A 26,182-nucleotide genomic window follows, 5' to 3' on the forward strand; every position below is an offset into this window, starting at 1 on the left:
ACATGACGACACCGGAAAACGACGGCCGGCCCGCCGAGGACCAGTGGGTGTTCCTGATCGACCCCGCATGGCAGGCGCAGTTCGCCGAGAACGCCCGGGAGGGCGACGCGACGGAGGAGGTGTCCGACGGCCCAGCGGAGCAGGAGGTGGAAGTTCAGGGACCGCCGCTCGAAGCGGTCGTCGGGGGGTGGCTGGTGACCGCGGACGGCACTGTCGGGAGGTTCCGCGCGAACCCCGACTACGTGCCGTCCCAGCCGGGATCGCCGACCGACCCGGTGGACGCGACGCTCCAGCTCCTGGTGCGCGGCGAGATCGACTCGGATGCGTTGTTCGCCGTGCTGAAGGAAAGCGTGTTCGACGTGGCGCTCGACGCGGCCGGGCGGCCCATCATCGCGCCGTCGCCGGACGACGTGCCGTCGCTGCTGGTGTCCACCGCTCCCGCGCAGCGGCACCGGGTGCACGCCGACGACTGGCGCGCCGAGGTCACCGCGGTGGAGCTCAGCGACCTGCTCCAGGAGTATCAGGTGGACGTGCTGTTCAACCCCGGCGGGCCCGCATCGGTCCGGCTGGTCGGTGACATGTTCACCGAGTACGTCACGGCGGAATGACGCACCGTATATGCGTCGTATGCGGATCGCCGCCCGCCGTCGACGAATCGTCCATCCGCCCTGGATAGCGTGGGTCCGAGAGAGCCGAATCCCGAAGGAAACCGATGAAGCCCTTCCCGACCTGGGACGAGAACTCCGACATGCTGCTGGTCCGCACCGACTTCAGCGACGACGCCGTGTGGCGGTCCGTGCTGAGCCGGATGCAGGGGCCGACGCCGGAGGACGAGGACGAGTTCACCGCCGAGTACCTGATCGTCGACGACCCCGCCTACGCCGGGCTCGCGAAGGAGCAGATCTACGAGCTGACCGACCCCGAGCGCGGGGCGCTCTTCGTGGTCGACAAGACCACCATCACCGATCCCGAGCATCCGGTGTGGATCGTCAGCGTCAGCGACGAGAACGAGCGCATCGACTTCCGGTGCCTGCCCGAGGAGGCCATCGGCATCGAGAACAACCTGTCGATGGCGAACATGGATCTGGAGGAGTTCCATGAGGCCGCCGATTCCGACGGGGTCTTCCGCGGTTTCGAGGACTGAACCCAGCCAGCTGCTCGAACTCGTCCCACGTGGAGGCAGACCATGTCCACATCCACCCGCATGCCCGCCGATCCGGCGTCTAGCTACCGCGCCATCGAGAACCTGATCGCGCGCTACGCGGAGCTCGTGGACGACGGCGATTTCGCCGGGCTCGGCCGCCTGCTGGCCGACGCCACCTTCATGGGCGGCCGCGCGGAGGTGCGCGGCCGCGAAGCGATCGAGAAGATGCTCCAGGACACCGTGATCGTCTACGACGACGGCACGCCGAGGACACAGCACGTCGTGTCCAACATCGCGATCGAGCTCGACGAGCAGGCGGACACGGCGGTCGCGCGCTCGTACGTGACCGTGTTGCAGGCACTTCCCGATCTGCCGCTGCAACCCATCGCGGCCGGCCGGTACCACGATCGGTTCGAGCGCCGTGACGGGCGATGGCGGTTCGCGGAGCGGCGGGTCCGCATCCGCTTCGTCGGCGATGTGAGCCGTCATCTGCGCTAGGCCGCCGCGCGGCGGTAGTTCCTCCCCGCGCGGCGGTCCGGCCGGGCTGCTCGCCACGATCCGCTAATGGCGGAGCAGGCGCTCCAGCCAGGATTCGCGGGCCGCGATGCAGGCCCGGGCCAGCGCGGATTCCGGTGCTATGTCGTGGAATCCGTGAAAGGCTCCGCCCCAGACGTGGAGTTCCGCATCGCCTCCGGCTGCCCAGATCGCGCTCGCGAAGGCGACGTCCTCGTCCCGGAACACCTCGGCCGAGCCGGCATCGATGAACGTCGGCGGAAGCCCGCTGAGATCGGTGGCCCTGGCCGCCGCCGCGTACGGCGAGACGTCGGCGGTTCCCCGCCGCTCGCCCAGGACCGCGGTCCACGCCGTCAGGTTGCTCGTCCGGTCCCAGACGCCGATCCCGTCGTACTGGTGCGACGACGCGGTCTCGTTCCGGTCGTCGATCATCGGGCACTGCAACAGCTGCCCGAGGAGCTTCGGCCCGCCGCGGTCGCGAGCCAGCAGCGTGGTGCCGGCAGCGAGGCCGCCTCCGGCGCTGCCGCCGAAGATCACCAGGCGATCACGGTCGAAGAGAAGATCATCCGAATTGTCCGCCATCCACTGCAGGCCCGCGTAGCAGTCCTCGACGGGAATCGGGTCGGGGTGCTCCGGAGCCAGCCGGTACTCGACCGTGACGGCCACGGCGTCGTACTTCAGCGCCCAATCGATGAGCGGGTGCACGGAGGAGAACCGGTCTCCCATGACCATGCCGCCGCCGTGGATGTGGTAGATCCCGGGCCCGCGGCTGCAGTGGTCCTCGCGGGAGATGACGGAGACCTCGATCTCCGCCCCGCCGTAGCCGGGGATCGTGCGGCTGACGCATTTGACGGGGCGGTCGCCGATCTGCTCGTCGATGCTGGGGAAGTGGAGCGTGCGGAAGTGCTCCAACCGGTCCGGCGTCATGCCGACCGGAACGTGGCCTTCGAGGGCGGGTAACAGTGCGGCCAGTTCTGGATCGAACGGCTGCCGAGGTTCTTCGGGCGTCATGGATTGCTCCTGGAAGTCAGCGCATCCTTCACCGCACGCCGAGACCGGTGCGCGCGGCGGTGAACCCGCGCAGCATGCGACCGCGCCGAATAGGCGCAGCGGAACGCTCGGGGGCGAAGGTGCGTTCGGTGGTAGGGGCGTCGCTGGCCGTCAGCGGCTCGGCGACCGGAGTCTGTCCACCTCGATGAGCATGCGCGGAAAGCTAACACGGCTCCCCGGCGAAGCCGCGGCCGCTGCCCAAAAGTGTCGCCTGGCTTATCGCCGCACGACCCGCGCGGGACGCTGCTGCTAATCTCGGGGCGAAGTCATCGTGAAGGAGACTCGACGTGGTGGGTGAAGACGACATCTCCGGGTGATCCCCGGACTCGCAGGCTCTCGGCACGCTGCTGACAGCGACGCCGCAGGGCCATGCCGTCGTCCATTCCTCTTCTGCGGGGCCAAGTTCTGCCCGCACTCACCCAACTGAGGTCTCACCCATGTCCGACAATCGCATCGTCGTGTCCGGCCTGTCCTTCTCCTGGCCCGACGACTCCCCCGTCTTCGCCGGGCTTTCCTTCACCGTTCCCGGCGGCCGCACCGGTTTCGTCGCCCCGAACGGGGCTGGGAAGTCGACCCTGCTCAAGCTCATCGCCGGGCGGCTGCGGCCCGAAGCCGGCAGCACCACCGTCGACGGCGTGCTCGGCTACCTCCCGCAAGACCTGCCGCTGACCGGCGAGCGGACCGTGGCCGACGTCCTGGAGATCACCGCGGTCCTGCGGGCCCTGACGGCGGTCGAGTCGGGCGATGTCGACGAGCAGCACTTCACCACCATCGGCAACGACTGGGACGTCGAAGAGCGCACCCGCGCCCAGCTGGATCGCCTCGGCCTCGGCGAGATCGGGCTCGACCGCCGCCTGGCCACCCTCAGCGGTGGGCAGATCGTCTCCCTGGGGCTCGCGGCGCAGCTGCTCAAGCGCCCGGACGTGCTGCTGCTCGACGAACCGACCAACAACCTCGACCTCGACGCGCGCCGCAAGCTCTACGACGTGCTCGACGACTGGCACGGCTGCCTCCTCGTGGTCAGCCACGACCGCGCGCTGCTCGACCGGATGGACCGCATCGCCGAGCTGGAGAGCGGGGAAGTCAACTTCTACGGCGGGAACTTCACCGACTACGAGCAGGCCGTCCAGGCCGCGCGCGACGTCGCGGAGAAGAACATCCGCAACGCCGAGCAGGAGGTCAAGCGCGAGAAGCGCGAGATGCAGCAGGCGCGCGAGCGCGCCGCCCGCCGGGCGAGCAATGCCCAGCGAAACCTCGGAAACGCGGGGCTGCCGAAGATCTTCGCCGGCACGATGAAGCGCAACGCGCAGGAGTCGGCGGCCAAGGCCGACGGCACGCACGCCGCGCGCCTGAGCGCGGCCAAGGACCGGCTGGACCAGGCCGAGCGAACGCTGCGGGAAGAGCAGAAGATCAGCCTGGAGCTCCCGCAGACCGCGGTTCCCGCGGGCCGGACCCTGTTCCTGGGCGAACGGCTGCGGGTGGGGCACGACGACCGGGCGCTGTTCGCCGGGGACGGGATCGACCTGGCGATTCGCGGCCCGGAGCGGATCGCCCTGACCGGCCCCAACGGCGCCGGGAAGTCCACCCTGTTGCGGATCATCAACGGTGATCTGGAACCCGGCAGCGGCGACGTCAGGCGGGCCGACGGCCGGATCGCCTACCTGTCGCAGCGCCTGGACCTGCTCGACGACGATCGCACCATCGCCGAGAACCTGACGGCGTTCGCGCCGGCGATGCCGCCCTCGCAGCGGATGAACCTGTTGGCCCGCTTCCTCTTCCGCGACTCGCGCGTGCACCTGCCGGTCGGGGTCCTCTCCGGCGGGGAGCGCCTGCGCGCCACGCTGGCCTGCATCCTGTTCGCCGAGCCCGCGCCCCAGCTGCTGTTGCTGGACGAGCCCACGAACAACCTCGATCTGGTCAGCGCCGGTCAGCTGGAGAGCGCGCTCAACGCCTTCCGCGGCGCGTTCGTCGTCGTCAGCCACGACGAGCGCTTCCTGGGCGAGATCCGGGTGGACCGGTGGCTCCGGCTCGAATCCGGTCGGCTGCTGGAAACGGCCGCGCCCGCCGCGACCCGGTGAGCCGGGCCACGGCAATGGTCGAAGCAGCTCTGATCGCGCACGACGTCGTGCGCGTGCTCGGTGACCGGCGGGTGCTCGACGGCGTCTCGCTCACGGCGGCTCCGGGCCGCCGCATCGGGTTGATCGGTGAGAACGGCGTCGGGAAGTCCACGTTGTTGCGCGTGCTCGCCGGGGTCGACCGGCCCGACCGCGGCAGCGTGCAGCGTCCGCCGGATCTCGGTTACCTCCGCCAGGAGATGCCGTTCGCTCGAGAGTCCACAGTGGCCGGTGTGCTCGACGACGCGCTGGCCGACGCCCGCGAAGATCTCGCCGAGATCGACCGGCTTTCCGGGCTTCTCGCGGCCGCGCCGGATGACGACGATCTGCTCGCCGAGTACGCGGAGAGCCTGGAACGGGCGCAGCGCCACGAGGCGTGGGATGCCGACCGAAGGGCGGAGATGGTGCTCACCGGGCTGGGCCTCGGCTCCGTCGCGCACGACCGCACCCTCGCCTCCCTCTCCGGCGGCCAGCGCGGGCGGCTGGCGCTGGCCGCGCTGGTGGTCCGCAGGCCGTCCGCGCTGTTGCTCGACGAACCGACGAACCACCTCGACGATGACGCGGCCGCATTCCTGGAGGAGCAACTGCGCAGCCTGCCGGGAACGGTTGTGCTGGCCAGTCACGACAGGGCGTTCCTCGATGCGGTCTGCACGGATCTGATCGACCTCGACCCGGCGGTGGACGGCCCGGTCCGCTACGGCGGCGGCTACAGCGATTACCTGGCGCAGCGGCGGGCCGATCGGGAACGCTGGCAGCGGCGCTACGTCGAGGAGCAGGAGGAGATCGCCGCCCTGCGCGACTCGCTCGGCGTGACCACCCACCAGGTCGCGCCGAACCGCGCCAAGCGCGACAACGAGAAGATGGGCTACGGGCACCGAGCCGGACGGGTGCAGAACCAGATAGCGCGCCGCGTGCGCAACGCGGCACGCAGGCTCGAAGAGCTGGAACGTCAACAGGTTCCTGCGCCGCCGCAGCCTCTGCGGTTCTGCCCGGACTCCCTCGCGGAGCACACCGAAGGAGAATTCCTGGTGTCGTTGCGCAACGTTCACGTGCTCGGAAGGCTTTCGGTCGGACGCCTGGACGTTTCGGCCACCGAACGGCTGCTCGTGACCGGGCCTAACGGTGCGGGGAAGTCGACCCTGCTGCTCGTGCTGGGCGGCCGGCTCGATCCGGACGGCGTGCGGCGGCAGCCCGGTCTTCGCGTCGGCTTGCTGGGCCAGGACACCGAGTTCGACCGGCCGGGGCGCACCGCGCGGGTCACGTACGAATCGGCGGTCGGCGCTGCCCGTGCGGAAACCGTCCCGCTCGGCTCGCTGGGCTTGCTGCCGGAACGGGACCTGGACAAACCCGTCGGGGAGCTGTCGGTGGGGCAGCGTCGGCGGCTCGCCCTGGCCCTGCTGGTGGCGCGCCCTCCACACCTGCTCCTGCTCGACGAGCCCACCAACCACCTGTCTCCCAGCCTGTGCGACGAGCTGGAGGACGCTTTGGGCCCCGGGCCGGGCGCGATCGTGCTCGCCAGCCACGATCGCTGGATGCGCTCACGATGGCGTGGCGCCGAGGTCAGTGTCGATAGTGGACGAATCGTGAATGCCGCGACGAGATAGACGAAATTAGTGCCGAGACGGCCCGCTGCCTTCACCGGCAGCGGGCCGTCTCGGTGATGCCGTCATCTTCCTCTCAGGTGCCCGCAGTCGGAGCGAGTGCGAGGTACTTGGCGTGGAGCTGGCCGCAGGCGGCGTCGATGTCGGCGCCGAGCTGGCGGCGCCTGGTGGCGTTCACCCCGCGGGCGATGAGCCCGTTCACGAACTCGTCGACGCGCCTGGGCGAAGGCGCGCGATAGCCCGGAACCGCGCCCGCCGCCGCGTTGTAGCGGATGACGCTGACGTGGAACAGCTCCGGCCGAGATCGCCGACGCACCAGCTCGGCAACCGCCGCGAGGTGGTCGTCGCCGTCGTTGACACCGGCGATCAGCAGGTAGGCGAGGTAGACCTTCCGCCTGCTCGCAGCGGCGTGCCGATCGAGGATGTCGAGGTTCCGCGCGAGCGGGAACCGCTCCTCCAGCGGGATGATCCGTGCGCGCTGCTGGGGGAACGGCGAGTGCACGGACAACGTGATCGTCACCTGGGGGTGCTGCTCGACCAGCCGGGCGAGGTTCGGCGCCACACCGACGGTCGACACGGTCAGCCGCCGCGGGGACATCCCGGCGTAGCCGGGGTCGGTGAGGAGGGTGAGCGCGTCGAACAGGTGCGGGTTCGCGAGTGCTTCGCCCATTCCCATGAACGCGACGCTCGTCGGCCGGGGAAGACCGGTGCGCGTCCAGTGCGGGTGCATGACCTGGGAGGCGATCTCGTCCGCGCTCAGGTTGCGGACGAGACCCACGGCGCCGGTCGCGCAGAACGTGCAGCCCAGACCACAACCGGCCTGGGAGGAGACGCACATGGAATCCCACCCGGCCCGGTAGTGCGAGACGACGGTCTCGATCCGCGCCCCGGTGTCAGAGGCGAACAGAACCTTCTCGACCTGCTCGCCGTGCTGCACTTCCAGCGGTGTGAGCGTGTGAATCCGAGGGCCGAACCGTTCGGCCAGCTCGGCGCGCAGCGCCGCCGGGAGAACGTGCACGTCCGCGAACGTCTCGGCTGTCGTGTTCTGCCAGGCGTCGATCAGCTGCCGGAACCGGAACGTCGGGGCTCCCGTCTCGGCGAGGTGGTCGCGGATCCGCATCCAGCGGCTCCTCGGGGCGAGGACGGCGCTCATCGGTCACCGTCCAATGCGGACAATGCCTCACGGCCGCGGTAGAAGCCGCAGTGCGCGCACATCCGATGCGGTGGCGTGGGCTTTCCGCAGGCGGGATTCGTGCAGGGGGCGAGTGCCGGGGCGCTGGTCTTCCACTGCGCGCGGCGATGACGGGTGCGGGAACGGGACGTGCGGTGCTGCATGTGCCGGCCTTTCGGGAGGATGCGGATCAGCGGAGCTGACGGCGCAACCGACCAGCGGCCAGGCGGCGATGCGGTGGCGGTGTCGATACCGGCGCGAGGAACCCGGCAATACCGGGCGGAATCGGCGAGATCGACATTGCGCGTTCGCAAGCACGGACACGTGACCGAGGTCGGTGCGGCGCGAACGTGCCGGTGAAGGTTCGCGCAGGGAGGTCAAAGCCTCGAACAGGCGGATCTACAGCCCTGCGCTGGGAAAGGTCATCCACGAACCCGGGAGCCATGCTTCCGCGGGCGGGTGAAGGCCACCGGCAGTTCGGTGGCTAGATTCTGTCGACCTCGATCACGCCGGACATGCTAGCACCGCGGAACTTCGTGCTGTGCAGCGACGTCCGGGTCGACGGCCGGAAGAAGCACTGATACGGCCGGGGAAGGCAGTGTCAGGCTTACACGCCGCGGTAGCTGACCGGGCTGTCCTCGGTGGGGACGGCGTAGCGGCCGAGCCGTTCGCGGGGGCCCGGCGGTGCGGCACTGACCTCCGGCAGAAGGTCCAGAACCAGACCAACTCTGCATGCCTTGCCCAAATGTGCAAGGGCCAATCAAAAAATGACTCTAGTAGAGCAACCGATGCTAGCCTCAACGAGCTGTAGTTCTGCAACTTCACGTCAAAAACAAGGAAGTAGTGTGCTAGACGCACAAGACTTGGCTGAGGTTCGTGTGGTCGACGAACAACAAAAGAAACTTCTGCGTCGGACAGTCTCCCTGCTGGTCGATGAAGGTGTAACTGCCGACACATTGCACTTGTACAGTCACCGGATTCCGCGCGCACTCGTTGCCGCGTTAGGGCGCCTAACCTGTGTTCCGCAGTCGGATTCCGGTTACTGCATCCTCAAGGGGATCTTATCGGAATTCACCGACGCCCCCGGGCTGACGCCGCAATCATGGGACACCATTGATCCTGATCAGACGCGGGGCCTGGACGTTGCATTCGCAATCGTCGCTAGCGTGGCGGGTCGCATATTCGGCTGGAAATCGCAACAGGACGGGCGGCTCGTCCACAACATCGTCCCCAGCGAAGCGTTTGCGGACATGCAGGTCGGTGCGAGCAGTACCGTCAGGCTGGAATGGCACACCGAGGATTCCTACCACCCCGATCGGCCAGAACTGCTGATGCTGGCCTGCGTGCGCAACCCCGATGAGGTCGGGACCGATGTGGCCAGTGTCCGGCGGGCGGACCTGTCGGAGGACGACATCGCACTGCTCAGCACGAGGCCGGTCCTCCTCTACCCCGATGACAGCTACGCCGGGAGTTGGTCGAACGACAGTCAGGACGCGGCGCGGATGCTGACCCTGTGGGAGACCCGGCACGGTCTGTGCATGCGGTACGACCCGCCCTACACGAAGCTGCCCGGCGGACAACCGGAGCTTCGAGCCGCCTGGGAACGGCTGGGCGAGGCGCTGGACCGCTGCGCCACGACGGTCATGGCCGAACCAGGCGACGTCATCGTGGTGAACAACGACGTCGCCGCGCACGCCCGACGACCGTTCAAGGCACGGTACGACGGCACGGACCGCTGGCTGAAGCGAATCCTCGTGCGTGGCACGTGGCAACGTCCGGAGGCCGAGCGCAGCGAGCCGGGATACGCCCAGGTCCAGGTGGGACCGTACCCGTCGTTGCACGCCGGCCGATGAGTGTGAGCACTGCAGGGGCTGAGCGCGAGCGGTCGGTCACAGTCGCTCGTTCCGCTACCCGCCGAGGCAGGCTGAACCTGCTTGCGTTGGTTTCGCTGATCGCGGTCACCGTTGTCTGGGGTGGGACATTCGTCGTCGTCAAGGACGTCACGCGGCAAGCATCGCCAATGGACTTCCTGGCCGTGCGGTTCCTGATCGCGACCGCGGTGCTGGCGGCGTTGCGTCCCCGCCGGGGGCTGAAGCTGAGCCGGAGACAGCTGGGACATGGTGTTCTGCTGGGGTTGGCGCTCGGTGTCGCCTACATCGGGCAGACGTATGGCCAGCAGCACACATCGGCGTCCATGTCGGGGTTCATCACCGGGCTGTCCGTGGTGTTCACCCCCGTGATCGCCGGGTTGTTCCTGCGCTACCGGATCGGGCCGGCGACCTGGTGTGCGGTGGTGATTGCCACGGCAGGTCTGGGGGTCATGTCGCTGCGGGGATTTGCGATCGGTCCGGGTGAAAGTCTCACGTTGCTTTGCGCGCTTTTCTTTGCCCTACATATTGTTGCGCTCAGCGAATGGTCCACAGCACGTGACGCACACGCGCTCACCGTGGTGCAGTTAGGCGTGGTCGGCGTACTCTGTCTGGCACTGGGCGCCCCGGACGGCATCACCGTCCCGATGGACTGGGGCTTCTGGATCCCCGTCATTGGGCTGGCCGTGGTGGCGACGGCAGCCGCATATCTGATGCAAACCTGGGCACAGGCTCGATTGCCGGCCTCGGTCGCCGCCATCATCCTGACTCTGGAACCGGTCTTCGCAGGCGTATTTGGCGTCCTGGTGGATCACGATGAACTGACGGGACGCATCATCATCGGCGGGGCGCTGGTCGTCGGCGCCATGTACCTGGCCGAATTCCGTTCCGGCGCAACGAGTTCAAAGGCTTGAAATCGTAAAGCGAGGCAAAGGAAGGAAGTACATTTCCAGACTGGTCCGCGCTGTCCGAGCGCCTACGATCGCCAACGACGATCGGCGACGCCTTCCCGGTCCGGTATCCCCATCCTGTGTGAGTGTTTTGGGGCTATGGCGACCAAAAGTGCTCACGCGGGTCGTTGCACCATTGGGCACGGATTGAGCAACGTCGCAACCCCACCGGTCGCCGCTCGTCTTACGCATGACACTGAATGCAAGGGAAGGATGGAACGATGATTCGAGCCAGGTTCTTGGCGGTTACGGCGGCGGCGTTGACCGTCGGGTTGGCTGCGTGCAGTCCTGGGGGCTCGAATGCGCAGGCTCCAGTAGGCGGCAGCCAGGTTCCGCCCGCGAACGGGGCTTCCGCTGGAACGACGGGTTCCACGGCGACCACGGCTTCGGGCGGGGGCTCGGCGGCCGTGCGGCCAGCACTGGAGCCCGACGGCGGGCTCTGCAAGGCCGCGGACCTCCAGTTGTCGTTCGGCAAGGGCGACGGCGCGGCGGGAACCGTCTACCGGCCGCTGATCTTCACCAACACCAGCGACCGCCGGTGCGTGATTCAGGGCTTTCCCGGCGTGTCCTACGTCGGTGGCAACGACGGGCACCAGATTGGTGCGCCCGCCTTCCGGGACGGCTCGAAGGGGCGGGCGATCACGCTCCAACCCGGCGACCAGGCCTCCGCGGTGATCGGCTACGTGAACATCGATAACTACGATGCCGAGGTCTGCCGCCCGGAACCGGCCAAGGGCCTGCGGATCTACCCACCGCAGGAGACAGCATCGATGTACATCCCGTTCGACAACCCCGAAACCGCCTGCTCGAACGACAAGCTGCCCGGAAACCAGCTCACCGTGCAGACCATCAAGGCGGGCACCGGACAGCAGTGACCCCTTGGTACTGCAACGGCACTTGTGTGATCCATAGTGGATGATGGTGGGCGGGGTTGTTGATCTTGTGCGACACCCCCATCCGCCCCGCCACGTCTGGTCCTGGTCACGGTGGCGCCGACGACGCCAACACCAAGCCCGCCGCAGCCACTACCAGCGACGTGGCTACTCCCCATAAGTGCCGTTGCAGTATTAGGTCGCTCTCACAGATTGAACTTGAACGCTCTGGCGGTGTTCTCGGACGCACCGTCAGCGTTCGGAATAACTCGTCTTGAGAAGGCGGCCGTGTACCAACGCGTGCCGTTTGGTCCACTACATGCAATTGGAGCTCAAACTTGCAAATTCTACCGACACCGGCTCAGGCGCAGGACTACGAGCGAATGATGGCCATGGTGACGGGGTACTGGGTCACGCAGACGGTCCGTGCCGCAGCCCTGTACCAGCTGGCAGATCACCTCGCGGCGGGGACTGACACACCTGATGCGATCGCTCAGGCGGAAGGCACTGACCTTGGCGCGACTCGGCGTCTCATGCGGGCCTGTGCCTCGCTCGGCCTGATGACGAGTCCAGATGGTGGCACACACTACAGCGGCACTTCTCTGCTCAGTACCTTGAGCAAGGATGACCCGAACTCGTTGCGCGGGTTCGCCATTTCCCAGGCATCCCCGGGTCATTGGCTGCCGTGGGGAAGGTTCCCGGACGCTGTACGCACTGGCCGGCATCAGACCAAAGCGGCTCATGGGGATGAGATCTTCGACTACTTTGCCAAGCACCTCGACGAGGCGGCGCTCTTCACCGAGTCCATGGGCAACCTCTCGCGAGCTGCGGCCGAGGACATCGCGGCGGTGCTCGACACGAAGGGCGTCACGCTCGCTCTTGACCTCGGGGGCGCAAACGGTCAGCTCGTCCGGGCGATGCTGAAGGTGAACCCCGACCTTCACGGAGGGGTCTTCGATCTACCCCATATCGTTCCCGACGCTGCGGCGGCCGCTGAGGCCGATGGACTCAAAGAACGGTTCACAACGGTCAGTGGCGACTTCTTCGAGGAGGTCCCACCGGCTGACCTGTACGTCCTGAAATACATCATGCACGACTGGGACGACGACGCTTGCGTGCGCATTCTGAAGAACTGCCGAGCCTCGCTCGAGGAGGGAGGCAGGGTTGTTGTCGTGGACCTCCTCATTCCTGAGGTTGGCATCCCCGCGATCGCGCCAATGATGGACATGAACATGCTTTCCATGACCGGCGGTAAGGAACGTGAGACCGCCGAATTCGACGCGTTGTTTGCCGCTGCCGGGCTGCGGCGCACCAAAATCACCCCAGCGGGCGCCTTTGCCGTGATCGAAACAGTGGCGGTCTGATCGGTCCCAGGGGCCCGAGGGAAGTTGCTTTTCCCCGCGACGATGATGTATGCGTGGTGGAGTGGAGCGCCTAAAATGCGCGATCGGCAACAAGGGCGAGTTGGTCACGAACGAGGAACTGAGACGGTACGTGCAGGACCTACTCGCTGGCACTGCCACCACCTCGGATGGCACACCGGTACCCGGACCTGCCGTGAAGTGGAAAGGCCGCCGTCACGGGCGTCGAAAGGATCGGCGCTGGAGCACAGCATCGAGCCCACAACAGATCGCCAACCGGCTCCCGCTCGACTTCCCTGACGACGAGTCGATGCGGATCTCACACGAGGCGATCTACCAAGCCGCAGTTGTCCATCGCGGCGCGTCGGGGACCGCGACCGGCTGAGCCGGTCGCCGCGGGACCCGCGGTGAACGCCTGGCCCAGCACATGATGAAGGCCCGCCGGGGAGCGGCGGGCCTTCATCGACTTTCGGTGATGGGTGCTGTCCGTCAGGCGGCGTAGCCCTTGGGCTGGATCAGCGAAGCGATCTGGTCGAGGCTCAGCCAGTAGTCCTCGATCCCGCTGAACCGCGCCGGGTCGGAGATGTGCACCGTCTTGTCCGCCGCGTTGTAGCCGACGATCGCCACGTAGTGGTAGATCGTCTGGCTCGACGGGTAGCCGGGCGGCTGGTTGCCGGGCGCCGCGACGATGTTGGCCACCATCGCCTTGCCACCGGCGACGTTGCGGACGGTGTCCGACCACAGCTGCTCGGTCATCTCCGGCGTCAGCGGGCGGTCGCTCCAGTCCCTGGCGACGTACTGGGTGCCGGTTCCAGCGAGGTGCTTGTTGAGCCCGTCGACGACCTGGCCGATGGTGTCCGTGCCGTTCTCGGTGGTGCCGAGTTCGGCGGCCATCTCGCCTTGGTCCGGCAGCGCGTCGGTCTTGCTGGACAGCGCGATGCGGGCCGCCGTGGGGCCGCACCAGTAGCTGGTCTGCTGCGCCTGGTAGTCGACGTCGACGGACTTGGTGACCGGCAGCGGGGCGGGCGCCGGAGCACCCTGGTCCGCCGGGGCGGCCGGAGCCGGGGGAGCGGCGGGGGCCTCCGGGGCCGGAGGGGCCGCCGGGGCGGGGGAAACGGTCGGGGCGGCGGGGGCCGGGGCGACGGCCGGGGCCAGCGGGGCTTCGTTGTCGACGGCCCGGATCTGCACGGGGTGCGGGGCGGCCTGCTCTGGGCCCGCGCCGGCCAGCAGCGGCTGACCGACCATCACGAGCGCGCCACCGGCGACGACCACCGGGAGCACCTTGCCGGACACCTTGCCGATGCGGGCGCCATCGCCCGCCTTCGGGCCGAACTTGTCAACGAGTGCGCGGACTGCGGCCTTCGGGGTGCGGCCGCCCGCGTTGCCATGCTTCTGCACGTGCGCCTTTCCGGGTCGGGGAAGATCCGGGCACCACCGCCGGGGTGCGGTGGCCTCTCGGGGCGAGGCGTCGTGACCGGACCGTGATGTACAGCCACGAGCAACGTAACTAAGGGTCACCGATACTTCAACGTGTCCCCTGATCGGGTTGGTGTTTGACTCGAGATCGACTCCGCTCCGTAATGGTTGGCGCTGATCGGTCGATAACTTCCCGATGCGGCCTGGCAATTCCCGGAAGCGGCCGCCCCGGGATTCCGCTCGATCAACGCCGCAGGCGGCATTTGCACTGGTGAGGAGCGCGGGAATCCGCCGCGTGGAGAGGATCAACGCGCCGGTCCCCGGCTCGTCCGGGGCCGAGATCGACTTCTCGCGGGCCGACCCGCGAAGGCCGGCCCAAAATGCGGTCGTGAGCCTGGGCACAGGGACCGCGATCGCCGGTCGGGTCCGCAAGCGGCGGCATGCGGTCGCCAAGAAGCGATCTCGCCGGCCGCGCCGGGCTCACCACGGGCTGGGCCTGGGTGCGGCCGGGTCCTCGGTGGCCCAGGCCACGTGGCCGTCCGGCCGGATCAGCGCCGCGCGGACCGACGCCCAGTCTGGGCGGCTCCCGGCGAGTTCGTCGCGGCCGTCGGCGAAGTCGAGCTCGACGTGACGCCCGGACCGCAGTCGTTCGAGCAGGCAAGGTCCGTCGCGGAACCGCAGGTTCGGCGCGCGCAGTCCGGTCAGCGGATGTGCGGCCGGATCCGCGGGTGGATAGCGCACCGACAGGCCCGAGAGTCGTTCCGCCAGGCCGCGAGCGAACCCCGGCTGCTCGGCGATCATCTTCGACAGCAGTGCGCGCAGCTGCTGGCCGTCCGGCGAGAACGCGGCGAACAGCGCGGTCTGCGCCTGGGTACTCTCCAGCAGGTCGACGCCGACCGGGTGCCGCTCGTCGTGGTAGGTGTCGAGCAGATCGGCGGGGGCCTTCCCGGCCATCACGGCGGCGAGTTTCCAGCCGAGGTTCATCGCGTCCTGCACGCCGACGTTGAGCCCGACGCCCCCGGCGGGCATGTGCTGGTGCGCGGCATCGCCGGCCAGCAGCACCCGGCCCGCGCGGTAGCGTTCCGCCTGCCGGCTGGCGTTGGTGTAGCGGGACAGCCAGACCGGTGCGCGCAGGCCGAAGTCGGTGCCCGCGATCGCGACGGCCCTGGCCCGCACCTCGTCGAGGGTCGGTTCGCCCGGCCAGTCGGACCGCACGTCTTCCGGGGCGCAGCCGATCATCCGGTGCAGCCCGCCGGGCAGCGGCAGGATCATCAGTCCGCCGTGGTCGGTCGCCCGGCTGTAGCCCCCTTCCGGGGGCGCGTCGAGCACCACGTCGGCTAGCCAGCCGACCAGGCTGTAAGTGGTGCCGGGGAAGGCGATGCCCGCCGACTGCCGCACGGTGCTGCGGGTGCCGTCGCAGCCCACCACGTGCTCGGCGCGGAGCGCGTACGCGCCGTCCGGGCCCTCGGCCGCCACCTCGACCGCGTCGCCGGTGTCGGTGACTCCGGTGACGCGGTGCCCGCGCAGGATCCTCGCGCCGGCCGCCAGCGCGTGCTCCTCGAACAACTCCTCGGTCCGAGCCTGCGGGATCGCGAGCGTGTACTGGAAATCCGTGTCGAGCAGCCGGAAGTCGAGCCGGTCGTCGAGCATTCCGAAGTGCCCGGTGGGAATCGGGATGCCCTCGCTCAGGAACCGTTCGTGCAGGCCGCGCGAGGCGAGCAGCTCGATGGTGCGGGGATGGATCGTGAGCGCCTTCGAGCGCGGGTCAGGGGCCGGCCGCGGTTCGAGCACGGTGACGCCGATCCCGGCCAGTCGCAGTTCCGCTGCGAGCCGGAGACCGACCGGGCCGGCCCCGGCTATGACGACCTCTTCCATGGAACCTCCTCTTGGTCGGTGACCAAGATTACCCCGCAGTTGATCAATGACCAAGGGAATGTTGTTCGCTGAACAAGACGGGGGCGGTGGTCGTCGCGCTGTCCAGTTAGGATCGCGAGATGAGTTCCCAGCGGCAGCACGAGATCACCCAGGCGGCACTGGAACTGCTGGACGAGAAGGGTGCGGACGCGGTGAGCCTGCGCGCGGTCGCCGACCGGCTCGGCGTGCGGCTCAACACCGTGTCCTGGCACGTCGGGTCGAAGGCCGGGCTGCGGGCCCTGATGGCGGATGCGATCGCGGGTGAGGTGTCGTTGACGCGGCTGCCCAAGGCGTGGGAGCCGCGAGTGCGCGAGCTGGCGCGCCGGTACCGCGTAGCGCTGCTGCGGCACCGCGACGGGGCCGCGGTCGTCGCGGGCACGTTCGTGGCCAAGCCGAACACCCTGGGCGTGGCCGATGCGCTGGTCGCGGCCCTGCTCGACGCGGGGTGCGGCGAGGCCGACGCCGCGTGGACCGCATGGGCGATCGTGTACCTCACGCTGGGCCTGGTGGCGGAGGAGCAGAACGCGCCGGACGCCGGTGGCGAGCTCGCCGGCGCCGTCACCGCCGGCGCCTACCCGGCGCTCGCGCGCACCCTCGCGCATGTCGACGGCGGCAACTTCGTCGAACGACACCGGTTCGGCCTGGACCTGATCCTCGACGGACTGCGTGCACGCGCGAATCCATGACACAGCAAGGAGTTTGCTGGTGCTGCCTATGAATCACAGCAGCTCCACGGCGGTCATGAACTTCAGGACGTCGTCGTTCAACGGCCGCAGGCCGTTGCGTTGCGTGCCGCGGTTGCAGGCGGCTTCGAAGACCGCCGCGCGCGCGGAACGCTGACGCGAAGCCGACTTGTGTTGCCGTGCAGGGGAATCGGCCGGATGGGAGGAAGTGGCGGTGACGTGGTGGGGTTTCTGGTTTCAGTGCACGGCGGTGGTGTCGGAGGTGCTCTCCGGCTCTGGGACGTGTCCGGTGGCTTCGCCCCGGCTGGTCAGCAGCGGGACGAGCGCCAACGCCAGCAGCGCCAGGACCGGCTGCGCGACCAGGGCGGCGATGAACGCCTGGCTGTAGGCCGCCGGCGCGGTGTCGGGGCCGAGGACGGTGAAGAACACCAGCCCGATCACGGTGACCCCGAACGCCATGCCGACTTGCATGATCGTCTGGATGATGCCGGAGGCCGCGCCCGCGTCCTCCTCCGGGACGTCCACCAGCACCGCCGCCACCAGTGGGCTCATGCCCAGGCCCTGGCCGAGGCCGATCACCGCCATCGACGGTGCCAGCATCCAGCCGGTCATGTCGGCGCCCGCGCTGATCGCCGTGAACAGGATGGCGACGTTGCCGAGGACGTTGATGGCGTAGCCGAGGCTCAGCACGTGGTTGCCCAGCCTGGGCTGCAACTTCGGGGCGAGCAGCGAACCGATCACGAACGTCGCCGCCAGCGGGGTGAAGGTGAGGCCCGCGTACAGGGCGGTGTGGCCGAGGCCGGCCTGGAGTTGTAGCGGTAGCAGGAAGAACAGGCCGCTGTTGCCCGCGAAGAACAGGAGCGCGATCGCGTTTCCCGCGCTGAAGCTGCGGATCTTGTACAGCTGCGGCGGCACCAGCGGTGAGTTGTCGCGGCTGGCGACCCGCCGCTCCCACAGCAGGAAGACGACCAGCGCCGGGACGGCCAGGACCAGCAGTGTGGTGATCCACGACGGCCAGCCCAGTTCGCGGCCCTGGATCAGCGGGAAGATCAGCAGCACCAGCGTGACCGTCAGCAGGCCGACGCCCAGCGGATCCAGCCGCGCCTCGGCGGTGTCGGCGAGCTTCGGCAGGGTGGCGGCGGCGATCGCGATGGCGATCAGGCCGACCGGCACGTTGATCAGGAAGATCGGCCGCCAGGTCAGGCCGAACAGGTTCGCGCCGATCAGCACGCCGCCGATGAGCTGGCCCGCGATGGAGGCGAGCCCGATCGTCGCACCGAACACGCTGAACGCCTTGGCACGCGCGCGACCGGTGAACGCAAACTGCAGGATGGACAGCACCTGCGGGTAGAAGATGGCGGCGCCGAGCGCCTGCACGATGCGGAACACGATCAGCAGTGCGGGATCGGGCGCCAGCCCGCAGGCCAGCGATGCCAGCGTGAACAGGCCGCTGCCCAGGAGGAACATCTTGCGGTGCCCGAAGATGTCGCCGAGCCGGCCGCCGGTCACCAGCACCACGCCGTAGACCAGGATGTACCCGCCGATGATGAGCTGCACCTCGGCGAAGCTCGCGCCCAGTTCGTCGCGGATGGCCTGGGTGGCGACGTTGACGATGAAGTCGTTGAGCATGGACAGGAACGTGCCGGTCATCACCGCGACGAGCATCAGCCAATGCTGGGCGGAGAGCTTCCCGGCCGCTGCCGGCGCGGTGCCCGGGGACTTGGGCGGGGCCATGAACGTTCAACCTTTCGCATCAAGGACTTCGTTCGTGCTTTCGTGGTCGAGAATCGGCTCGAACGGGCGGGGGAACAACGCCGAACTGCGGTAGGTTCGCTAAGGCACGCTTAACGATGGAGGCGATCGAGGTGGAGTTCCGCGAGTTGGAAACCTTCCTGGTACTGGCCGAGGAACTGCACTTCGGGCGCACCGCCGAACGCCTCCACGTGTCTCCGCCGCGGGTCACCCAGAACCTCCAGTCCCTGGAACGCCGCATCGGGGGAAGGCTGTTCGACCGCACCAGCCGCCGCGTCGCGCTCACTCCGCTGGGCAAGCAGTTCTGGCAGGACGTCAAGGACGCCTACCGGCAGCTGGACCGCGCGGTCGAACAGGCTTCCGCCACCGCGCGCGGCATCGAGGGCGTCCTCCGGGTCGGCTTCCTCGGCTCCGGTGCGAATGAGTGGACCGCCAAACTGGTGACCGAGTTCCGCACCCAGCACCCCGGCTGCGAGCTGCGGATGACCGAGGTGCACTGCGCCGACCCGCTCGGCCCGCTGCGCATCGGCGACGTGGACGCGCTGATCACCAGGCTGCCCGTGGCGGAGCCGGACCTGACGGTGGGGCCGGTGCTGCTGTCGGAGCCGAGGATGCTCGCGATGCCGGTCGATCACCCGTTCGCCGGGCGTTCCTCGGTGTCGGTGGAGGACCTGGCCAGGGTGGAGGTCATCGATGTGGTGGGCCCGGCACCGGGCTACTGGTGGGAATTCCACGTCCCGACCACGACGCCGGGCGGCCAGCCGATCAACCGCCGCCAGGCCGTGCGCACCTTCCAGGAGCTGCTGACCGCGATCGCCAACGGGCAGGGCGTGTCACCTGTGGTCGAATCGGTGTCCCGGTACTACGCGCGTCCGGACATCGCGCTCGTGCCGCTGCGCGGCATGCCGGACTCCGAGGTCGCGCTGGTGTGGCGCACGGCGGGGGAGACGGCTCGGGTGCGGGCGTTCGCAGAAGCCGCCGAGCGCGTTGTGATCAGTCGCGACGACGAGAAGGCGCTCTGCTTGGCGTGACACGTGGACGGATTCCGATTCGACCTGGCCGGCGAACTCGCCCGCGGTGCGGTCGGGGCCGGTGCTGGAACAGCCGCGGGGGCTGCGGGAATCGAACCGTCCGAAGTGCTCCGCGAAACCAAGATCATCGCCGAGCCATAGCCGGAACAGCGCTCGCCGGTGTCAGCCGGTCATGCCGCCTGCGAACGGCATCGCCTGCCAGTGGGCGACGGCAGGCTTCAGGTACTCCTCCAACACGGGCAGTTGCGGCACGAGCGTGAGGGTGGCGATGACCCGCAGCATCCCCACGGCGTTCACGAACTTCAGGACTTCTTCGTTCAGCGTCCGCAGACCGTTGCGCTGCGCGCCGCGGTTGTAGGCGGCTTCGAAGTCGGGGCCGACCGCGGCCAGGTCCCACTCGACGGGGCCCAGCGTGACCAGCTCGAAGTCGGCGAAGAGATGCCCGTCCACCCCGGCGAAGATGTTCGCGGGCGGGGAGTCGCCGTGGATGGGCTGCAGGTCGACCCCGGGGAACACCCCTTCGAACGCCGCGCGCGAGCTGACGAGCGGTTCGAGGACCTGCCACTCCCGGCTTGCGCGATCGAGATCGGCCGGACCGATGAGGTCGGGTCGCTTTTCCAGCAGGGCAAGGCTTTCCGCGACGAACTGAGGTTCGGCCGAGGACAGGAACGACAACCGGCCCGGGTAGGCGCGCAGCGCGGCGTGCAGGTCGGCGGCGAGCTCAGAGTTCGCCACGTAGTCGGGCTCCCCGTCCCTGTCCTCCTCCACGAACTGCCAGAACGTCATCGAGAACCCGTCGCGCTGAACGGGTTCCCGGGGCACGAGGGGGCTGGGCGGGATCACGGGCGTTCCTCGGTCTGCGAGCCACCGCGTCACGTCCAGTTCCGCCTGCTGGCGGTGCGCCAGGGAGTCGAGCCCGGTGTTGTGCGGCAGCACGGTGGGAATCCGGGCCACGACCGGCGCGGGCGCGAGGTGGACGACGACCGAGAACAGGTCGTGGAGCACCCGGGAATCGGTCACGGTGAGTCCGAGATCGCGCCCTGCCCCGACGGCCGCGTCGACTGCGGCGGAGGTGCGGTGGGCGATGTGCTGCGGCGACGCGAACTCGGTCATGGGTCTGATTGTTCCATTTCGCACGGCCGCCAGGTGATGGCGGCTCCGCGAGCGGGAACCGGTCTGCCGCGGTACACAAGGGGACTGTTCGCGTTCCGGCCGACGGGTGGTGCGTCGTGAAGGTAGGTGTGGGCGTGCTGTGAGCGCTGTCCGGGGTGAGGGCGGCGATCCGCCGTTGGGGGCCATGGCGGTGCTGCTGGCCTTCGGCAGCGGTGCCGTGGACATCGCGAGCTTCACCCGGCTCGGCGACGTGTTCAGCAGCGTGATGACCGGCAACCTGGTGCTGCTCGGCATCGCGATCGCGCGGGCTTCCGCTCCGCTGGCAGTGCACGCCCTCGTCGCTATCGCGGGCTACATCGCGGGTGTGGCCGCGGGCAGTCGCATCGCGGGGGCGCCGAGGACGCGCGGTCGGCTCTGGCCGGTGCGGGTCACGGCGGTCCTGCTGGTCGAAGCGGTCGTGCTCGCCGGATTCGCCGCTGGTTGGGTCGCCACCGACGCGCGGCCGAGCGGGGCCTGGCAGCTCGCACTGCTGGTGCTGGCATCGGTCGGGATGGGGCTGCAGAGCGCGGCGATGCGCGGGTTGGGGAGCCGGGCGAAGGTGTCCACCACGTACCTGACCAGCACGCTGATCGGAGTGGTCGAAGGGTTCGCGACCGGCGACCGGGCGAAGGTGTTCGACGTGCGGGGAGCGGCACTCCTGCTGGCGGTGGTGGCCGGTGCCGCAGCGGGCGGGGCCCTGCTGCTGGTGGTGCCGCAGGCGCTGCCGCTGCTACCGCTGGCGGCCCTGGCGATCGTCATCGGCGCCGCGGCGTTCCACCACCGCGCGGTCCGGCGATCCGGCCGCGCGGAGAAGTGAGGCTGCTGTCCACAGTGGCCAGTCGCTTGGCCTGACGCGTTGCGTGGCCTGCGTCGACAGGGGCTCGGCTGTCGGAGACGGTGGTCATCCGTCCCTACCTGGCGCGTGAGCCTACCGCGTGCACGGCAGAATCCGGGGTGTGACGACGGAACGCCTTTTGGATCAGCAGGAACTCATCAACCGTGAAGCGCGCCAGGTGGCCGCCGAGCTCGACCTGATGGCCGTTCTCGGCGCGGTCGGTGAACCGGTGCAGGTCGGCAGCTCGGCGCTGCGGGTCATGGTGCGGCGGGACCTCGACGTCACCGTCGTCTGCCGGGAACTGGACCGGGACGCCCACCTGGCCGTCGCGCGCATCGGCGCGGAACTCGCGGTGCTGGAACGGGTCCGGGAGGTCCGGCTCCGCGACGACACCGGGATGTGGAACACCGACCCCCGCTACCCGGACGGTCTGTACCTGGGCGTGTCCTACCGAGCCCTGGACGGCGCGGACTGGACGCTGGACATCTGGTTCGTCGACCGCCCCGACCGGCAACCGGACCTCGAACACCTCCGAACCCTCGCCCCCCGGCTCGACGACGACCACCGAGCCCTGGTGCTGGCGATCAAGGAAGAACTGGCGAAGAGACCGGCCGAAGGCATCGCGAGCTACGAGGTGTACCGAGCGGTGCTGGACCACGGCGTGACCACCACGGCGGAATTCGACGACTGGCGCGCAGACCAGCGATGACACCGGTGTTGAGGTGGGCGGACAGCCCACCCGGACGCGCACACTATTCACCCGGCCCGCCAGGTGAATTTCCATTTGGGCAGATTCGCCCGACCTGCCACGGCGGGTCGGGCGAATAACGCCGACGTCAACGCGGCCTGGGTGCTATCGCGGTGTGGTCCCCAACATCGCCTCGCCCGGCGCCGGGAGCGGGTTGGGCTCGCTGTAGTTCCCGATGGGGTTGAACGGCATGAACTCCTGGGACGGCCTGGGCTCCAGGTACGCCTTCATGAACTGCTGCCAGACCCGGTTCCCCATCGTCGAGCTGCTGGACCCCGGAACCGGCTGCGGTTGGCCTTTCTCGTCACTGGCGCTGACCGACACCGCGACGGCGATCTGCGGCGTGAAACCCGCCGTCCAGGACGTCAGTGTCTTGTCCGGAGAACCGCCGAACTGGGCGATGCCGTTGTTCCCCGCGACCGGCCGCTCGGTGGCGAGCCCGCCGAGGGCCGGATCGTTGAGGAGCGCCGACGGGTACGACTGCCGCATGGATTCCGTGACGTTCCCGGCGATGTCCTTGCTCTCCTCGGGCTCGTCGGAGAAGGCGCTCTCCGGCTCGGTCGCGAAGTCGGCCAACTCGTCCCCGGTGTTGCTGTCCAACACCTTCTGCACGAAGTGCGGTTGCGACCGCATGCCGTCGGCCAGCGTCGCGTACCCGCGCGCGATGTCCACCGTGCTCACCGGGTAGTCGCCCATCGCGATGCGGATCCCCACCTCGCCGTCGCGCTCCTGCATCGACGGTTTCCCCCCGACGGTCGGGGAAATTCCCGCCTGCAGCGCGGCATCGCGCACCTTCTCGGGACCGAACTTCGTGGTCATGTTCAGGAAGGCCGTCTCTGCCGACCCCGACATCGCCGCACGGACGCTGCAGGTCGAGAGGTCGGGACAGGCTCCGGTGTTCCGGTACGTGGCGCCGTATATCTCCTGCGGAGACTGTCCATTGTAGACCTCACCGATGCCGTACCCTTCCATCAACCCCGCGGCCACGACGAACGGCTGGATCGTCGAGCCCGGCGGCTGCGCGGCCTTGGCCCAGTCGAAGCCCCCGATCTGGCGGTCACCGCTGTGGTAGGCGCGAACAGCACCGGTGCCGGGCTCGATCGCCACCAGCGCGGTCCGGAGGTTCTCCGGCTCATCCGCGGCCTCCGCAGCCATCGCGGACTCGGCCACGCGCTGCGCGTCTCGGTCGATGGTGGTGATGACAGTGTTTCCGTTCTGATGCAGGTTCTGGGCGCTGAACCCGGCTTGCTCCAGCTCTTGCAGCACCCGTTCGCGGACGTGGAACAGCGGACCGGACATCTCCTCCCCGCGCCACGCGAACCGCTCCCGGGTCTCCGGCATCCGCATCGCGGCCCGCTGCCCGGGGTCAACCATCCGGTTGGCCAGCATCTGGTCGGCCACGTAGGTCCAGCGCCAGTTCGCCTGATCCGCGTCAACCCGCGGGTCGTTCTCGCTCGGCTTCTGCACCATGCCCGCCAGCAGCGCCGCTTCGGACGCGTTCAGGTCGCGCGGCAGCTTGCCGAAGTAGGCGTTGGCGGCGGCGTGGACGCCCCAGGCGCCGCGTCCGTAGTACGCCGTGTTGAGGTACGCCTTGAAGATCTCGTCCTTGGGCTGTTCGTTGGTCATCTTGAACGCCAGCACGATCTCCTTGAACTTGCGGGCGTAGCTGTGCTCGTCGTCGCCGGTGGCGAGCTTGATGTACTGCTGCGTCAACGTAGAACCGCCCCCGGCGCTGCCCGTGAGCTGCGCGAACACCGCACGTACGATGCCGGTGAAGTCGAACCCGCCGTTGGTGTAGAAGGAGGCGTCCTCGGCGGCGAGGGTGGCCTGTCGCATCGGCCCGGAAACCTCCCCCAGGTCCTGGATCACGATCCGGTTCCCGCTCTCCGGCACGATCCGCATCATCTCGGAACCGTCGGTGTACTTGAGCACGATCGACTGCTGAGTCTCGGCGGCGACCTGCTGCGGATCCGGCACCTCCCAAGCCAGGTACCCGATGCCGAAAGCGCCCACCCCGGCGAGAACCAAGCCGCCGACGACGGCCAAGCAGATCCGCCGAACGCGCCGCCAGCGGCTGCCGACCTTGGGAAGAACCACGGTGGACTCGTCGTGCACGGTCCCCACCTTTCGGAGTCAAGGAGATAGCAATGCTCAAGACGTGACGAACCGGGAAAAAGCGGAAGAGTCGGCTCCCGCCGGGCGGTGCGGCGGTACTCAGGCTGGACGAGAAAACCCAGATCCAGGCGCTGAACCGCACCGGCCGGTGCTGCCGATCGCCCTCGATGCCAGCGAGAAGCGCACCTACGACTACGTTCGTCACGGCACCACATCGCCGCGATCGCCGCCGCACCTGCCGAGCTGGGCGGACAAGCTCACTCCGCATGTCATGCGGCATTTCTGCGCCAGTGAGCTCTACCTGCTGCGCCACTCGTCCTGGGGCGGCCCCGCCCCGGGACGAGTGGCGCCTGGTCACGCTCGGCGGCGTGCGGTGGCGCGCGGCCTGATCACCAGACGATTCCGATGGGGATCAGGCCCAGGCCGGCCGCGATCAGGCTTGCCGGCCCGAATCCGGTGGTGGCCGGCGACCGACGCTGATCGGCCACTGCCGCGACCGCGCCTGCGGTGGGGCCAGGCTCGCTGGTGGTCGGGTCGGCGGTGGTGGTCACGGCTGCGTCGTGCTGGTTGTGGTGGTGGACGGTGGGGGCGTGGCGGAGGTCGCGGGTGGTGTGGCGCCGGTCAACGCGCAGCCAGGGCGGTGCAGGTCCAACCGTGAGCCCTCGGCCAGGCAGGCGGTAATCTGATAGACCTGCTGGCCATAGCTGCGGCCCTTCACCGCGGTCACGGCTCCGTCCTGGCCGACCTCGCACGGGTTGTTGTTGGTGCACTGCTCGCCGTCGCGGTTGTGGGTGTTGTTGATGCCCATGACCGTGTTCTCGTCGGGGGCCAGCAGCGCCGTGCCGGAGTAACCGGGCTTGCTCACGCAGGTGTCGCTGGGGCCGTAGCGCACCGCGTCGTCTTGCTGGTAGCCGTCCTCCCGCAGGTGCGTCACCACGGCCTCCACCGTGCACTGTGGACGGCTGCTCTTGTAGGCCATGAATAGCTGGTCACCAATGCGCATCGGGGTGGTGGACAACTGGAAGACTTTCGCGCCCTCCGCGGCCAGTTGAGCGTAGGTCTTGTCCAGCCGGTACAGCGCGACGTCGGTGCCGGTCATCGTCGCGTACACCAGCCGGGTCGCGCGGGTGGTGGTCTGGGGGTAGCCGGCGGGGTCGGCGATGGTGACCGGGTCCTCCAGGTCGGCGGGCTGGTCCACCAGCGCTGTTCCCGGCGCGGGCCGCCCGCTCGGCACGCAGTGGCCGTTGGTCAGTGCCAGCGCCGGGTCTTCGGGGCGCGCGTTGGCGGCGCGCACCACCGACCCTTGGCACTCGCCCACCTTGGCCGCGCCTTCCACGTTCGGGACCGGGTCGAATGGAGGCACGTCGGTTCCGGTCACGATGCCGTTGATCCAGCCGGCGTTCTTCGCGACATCGGTGTACATGTCGGGAAAGTTGGCGCCCCTGTCGCCGGGACCGATGACCGTTCCGGCCAGTACCCATTCGTCGCCCACACGGACCAGGGCAGGTCCTCCGGAGTCCGTCGTCCCCGGCCCGACGGGAGGATCGGCGCGACCGACGCACAACGGCAAGGTGTGGCCGTCGTCGTCCCAGCACTGCTTGAGCGGGACGACCTCGGTGTCAGCTTCGCGCAGCTTGCTGGGAAAGCAATTGGGGTCGTTGAAGTCGCCGCAGGAGTCCGAAGCCGCGCCCCAGCCGAGGATGCGGACGGGCGTGCCGTCAGCGGGCGTGGTCTCGGCGAGCCGCACGGGCTGGGCTCGCACCGGGTTGCGCAGGTGCAGCACCGCGATGTCCTCGCCGGGGGGGTGTCCCTATGTGGTTGTCAAGCCGCAGCGGGCGCGGCGTCTGGATGGGGGTGCCGGTAGTAGGTCTTGTTGCGGAGCATGGCGAACA

At 68.8% G+C, this 26,182-nt stretch carries 23 protein-coding genes and 1 pseudogene; 14 read left to right on the forward strand and 10 right to left on the reverse strand.

From position 1 onward, the window contains the following. Positions 1–2 precede the first annotated feature (2 nt). The 3 genes from BLW84_RS27365 (at position 3) to BLW84_RS27375 (ending at position 1,642) form a co-directional block, all read left to right on the forward strand. The gene (locus tag BLW84_RS27365; protein ID WP_093270826.1) at positions 3–608 is read left to right on the forward strand and encodes a type VII secretion system-associated protein; all 606 of its coding nucleotides are present in this window, start codon (positions 3–5) and stop codon (positions 606–608) included. A 104-nt stretch (positions 609–712) separates the two neighbouring features. Continuing rightward, positions 713–1,144, forward strand: a complete 432-nt coding sequence (locus BLW84_RS27370) for a DUF6924 domain-containing protein (RefSeq protein ID WP_093270828.1) — start codon at positions 713–715, stop codon at positions 1,142–1,144. 42 nt (positions 1,145–1,186) lie between these two features. Further along, positions 1,187–1,642: a nuclear transport factor 2 family protein gene (locus BLW84_RS27375; RefSeq protein WP_093270831.1), complete on the forward strand. Its 456-nt coding sequence runs from the start codon at positions 1,187–1,189 to the stop codon at positions 1,640–1,642. A 63-nt stretch (positions 1,643–1,705) separates the two neighbouring features. On the opposite strand, the gene BLW84_RS27380 is transcribed toward BLW84_RS27375, so the two are convergent. Then, positions 1,706–2,668: an alpha/beta hydrolase gene (locus BLW84_RS27380; protein ID WP_093270833.1), complete on the reverse strand. Its 963-nt coding sequence runs from the start codon at positions 2,666–2,668 to the stop codon at positions 1,706–1,708. 476 nt (positions 2,669–3,144) lie between these two features. Between BLW84_RS27380 and abc-f the strand changes: the two genes are divergently transcribed. Further along, on the forward strand, positions 3,145–4,785 hold the full coding sequence (abc-f, locus tag BLW84_RS27385; protein WP_093270836.1) for a ribosomal protection-like ABC-F family protein: 1,641 nt from the start codon (positions 3,145–3,147) through the stop codon (positions 4,783–4,785). Positions 4,786–4,799: 14 nt separating this feature from the next. Beyond that, a complete protein-coding gene (locus BLW84_RS27390; protein WP_093270838.1) occupies positions 4,800–6,425 on the forward strand; it encodes an ABC-F family ATP-binding cassette domain-containing protein in 1,626 nt (541 codons plus the stop codon). Positions 6,426–6,498: 73 nt separating this feature from the next. Here the strand turns inward: BLW84_RS27390 and BLW84_RS27395 are convergent, their stop codons facing one another. Further along, the gene (locus BLW84_RS27395; RefSeq protein WP_218157489.1) at positions 6,499–7,542 is read right to left on the reverse strand and encodes a radical SAM protein; all 1,044 of its coding nucleotides are present in this window, start codon (positions 7,540–7,542) and stop codon (positions 6,499–6,501) included. 29 nt (positions 7,543–7,571) lie between these two features. Continuing rightward, positions 7,572–7,757, reverse strand: a complete 186-nt coding sequence (gene rpmF, locus BLW84_RS27400) for a 50S ribosomal protein L32 (protein WP_093270844.1) — start codon at positions 7,755–7,757, stop codon at positions 7,572–7,574. Positions 7,758–8,471: 714 nt separating this feature from the next. Here rpmF and BLW84_RS27405 point away from each other — a divergent pair. The 5 genes and pseudogenes from BLW84_RS27405 to BLW84_RS49330 form a co-directional block, all read left to right on the forward strand. Continuing rightward, on the forward strand, positions 8,472–9,446 hold the full coding sequence (locus BLW84_RS27405; protein ID WP_177226716.1) for a TauD/TfdA family dioxygenase: 975 nt from the start codon (positions 8,472–8,474) through the stop codon (positions 9,444–9,446). 86 nt (positions 9,447–9,532) lie between these two features. Then, entirely contained in the window at positions 9,533–10,375 is an 843-nt protein-coding gene (locus BLW84_RS27410) for a DMT family transporter (RefSeq protein WP_245761414.1), read from the forward strand. A 443-nt stretch (positions 10,376–10,818) separates the two neighbouring features. Next, positions 10,819–11,286 carry a DUF4232 domain-containing protein gene (locus BLW84_RS27415; RefSeq protein WP_245761415.1) on the forward strand — a complete coding sequence of 156 codons (468 nt, stop codon included), beginning with the start codon at positions 10,819–10,821 and terminating at the stop codon, positions 11,284–11,286. A gap of 335 nt (positions 11,287–11,621) precedes the next feature. Then, positions 11,622–12,647: a methyltransferase gene (locus tag BLW84_RS27420; RefSeq protein ID WP_218157490.1), complete on the forward strand. Its 1,026-nt coding sequence runs from the start codon at positions 11,622–11,624 to the stop codon at positions 12,645–12,647. A 97-nt stretch (positions 12,648–12,744) separates the two neighbouring features. Further along, positions 12,745–13,008: pseudogene (locus BLW84_RS49330) on the forward strand (IS30 family transposase); the annotation flags it as partial. Between the two features lie 125 nt (positions 13,009–13,133). On the opposite strand, the gene BLW84_RS49335 reads toward BLW84_RS49330, so the two are convergent. Then, positions 13,134–14,042 (reverse strand): C39 family peptidase, encoded by a 909-nt coding sequence (locus BLW84_RS49335; RefSeq protein WP_245761416.1) that lies wholly within the window; start codon positions 14,040–14,042, stop codon positions 13,134–13,136. A gap of 498 nt (positions 14,043–14,540) precedes the next feature. Then, on the reverse strand, positions 14,541–15,935 hold the full coding sequence (locus tag BLW84_RS27435) for an FAD-dependent monooxygenase (protein WP_093270858.1): 1,395 nt from the start codon (positions 15,933–15,935) through the stop codon (positions 14,541–14,543). A 119-nt stretch (positions 15,936–16,054) separates the two neighbouring features. Between BLW84_RS27435 and BLW84_RS27440 the strand changes: the two genes are divergently transcribed. Then, positions 16,055–16,660 (forward strand): TetR/AcrR family transcriptional regulator C-terminal domain-containing protein, encoded by a 606-nt coding sequence (locus BLW84_RS27440; protein ID WP_093270861.1) that lies wholly within the window; start codon positions 16,055–16,057, stop codon positions 16,658–16,660. 234 nt (positions 16,661–16,894) lie between these two features. Here the strand turns inward: BLW84_RS27440 and BLW84_RS27445 are convergent, their stop codons facing one another. After that, on the reverse strand, positions 16,895–18,391 hold the full coding sequence (locus BLW84_RS27445; protein WP_093270863.1) for an MFS transporter: 1,497 nt from the start codon (positions 18,389–18,391) through the stop codon (positions 16,895–16,897). Positions 18,392–18,507: 116 nt separating this feature from the next. Here BLW84_RS27445 and BLW84_RS27450 point away from each other — a divergent pair, with 116 nt between their 5' ends. Then, positions 18,508–19,440 carry a LysR family transcriptional regulator gene (locus BLW84_RS27450; RefSeq protein WP_177226717.1) on the forward strand — a complete coding sequence of 311 codons (933 nt, stop codon included), beginning with the start codon at positions 18,508–18,510 and terminating at the stop codon, positions 19,438–19,440. Positions 19,441–19,602: 162 nt separating this feature from the next. Here BLW84_RS27450 and BLW84_RS27455 read toward each other — a convergent pair whose 3' ends face one another. Then, a complete protein-coding gene (locus tag BLW84_RS27455) occupies positions 19,603–20,553 on the reverse strand; it encodes a phosphotransferase (RefSeq protein ID WP_093270866.1) in 951 nt (316 codons plus the stop codon). Between the two features lie 139 nt (positions 20,554–20,692). On the opposite strand from BLW84_RS27455, the gene BLW84_RS27460 reads away from it, so the two are divergent. Continuing rightward, a complete protein-coding gene (locus BLW84_RS27460) occupies positions 20,693–21,409 on the forward strand; it encodes a YoaK family protein (RefSeq protein WP_143061120.1) in 717 nt (238 codons plus the stop codon). A gap of 139 nt (positions 21,410–21,548) precedes the next feature. Next, positions 21,549–22,136, forward strand: a complete 588-nt coding sequence (locus BLW84_RS27465) for a hypothetical protein (RefSeq protein ID WP_093270871.1) — start codon at positions 21,549–21,551, stop codon at positions 22,134–22,136. A gap of 144 nt (positions 22,137–22,280) precedes the next feature. On the opposite strand, the gene BLW84_RS27470 is transcribed toward BLW84_RS27465, so the two are convergent. The 3 genes from BLW84_RS27470 to BLW84_RS27475 form a co-directional block, all read right to left on the reverse strand. Continuing rightward, the gene (locus BLW84_RS27470) at positions 22,281–24,290 is read right to left on the reverse strand and encodes a transglycosylase domain-containing protein (RefSeq protein ID WP_093270874.1); all 2,010 of its coding nucleotides are present in this window, start codon (positions 24,288–24,290) and stop codon (positions 22,281–22,283) included. 389 nt (positions 24,291–24,679) lie between these two features. Next, positions 24,680–24,841 carry a hypothetical protein gene (locus BLW84_RS47730; RefSeq protein ID WP_177226718.1) on the reverse strand — a complete coding sequence of 54 codons (162 nt, stop codon included), beginning with the start codon at positions 24,839–24,841 and terminating at the stop codon, positions 24,680–24,682. Next, entirely contained in the window at positions 24,838–26,073 is a 1,236-nt protein-coding gene (locus BLW84_RS27475) for a S1 family peptidase (protein WP_245761417.1), read from the reverse strand. The genes BLW84_RS47730 and BLW84_RS27475 overlap by 4 nt, the downstream gene beginning before the upstream one ends. Between the last annotated feature and the right edge of the window lie 109 nt (positions 26,074–26,182).

It is taken from the genome of Saccharopolyspora shandongensis (assembly GCF_900106995.1).
GTDB lineage: Bacteria > Actinomycetota > Actinomycetes > Mycobacteriales > Pseudonocardiaceae > Saccharopolyspora > Saccharopolyspora shandongensis.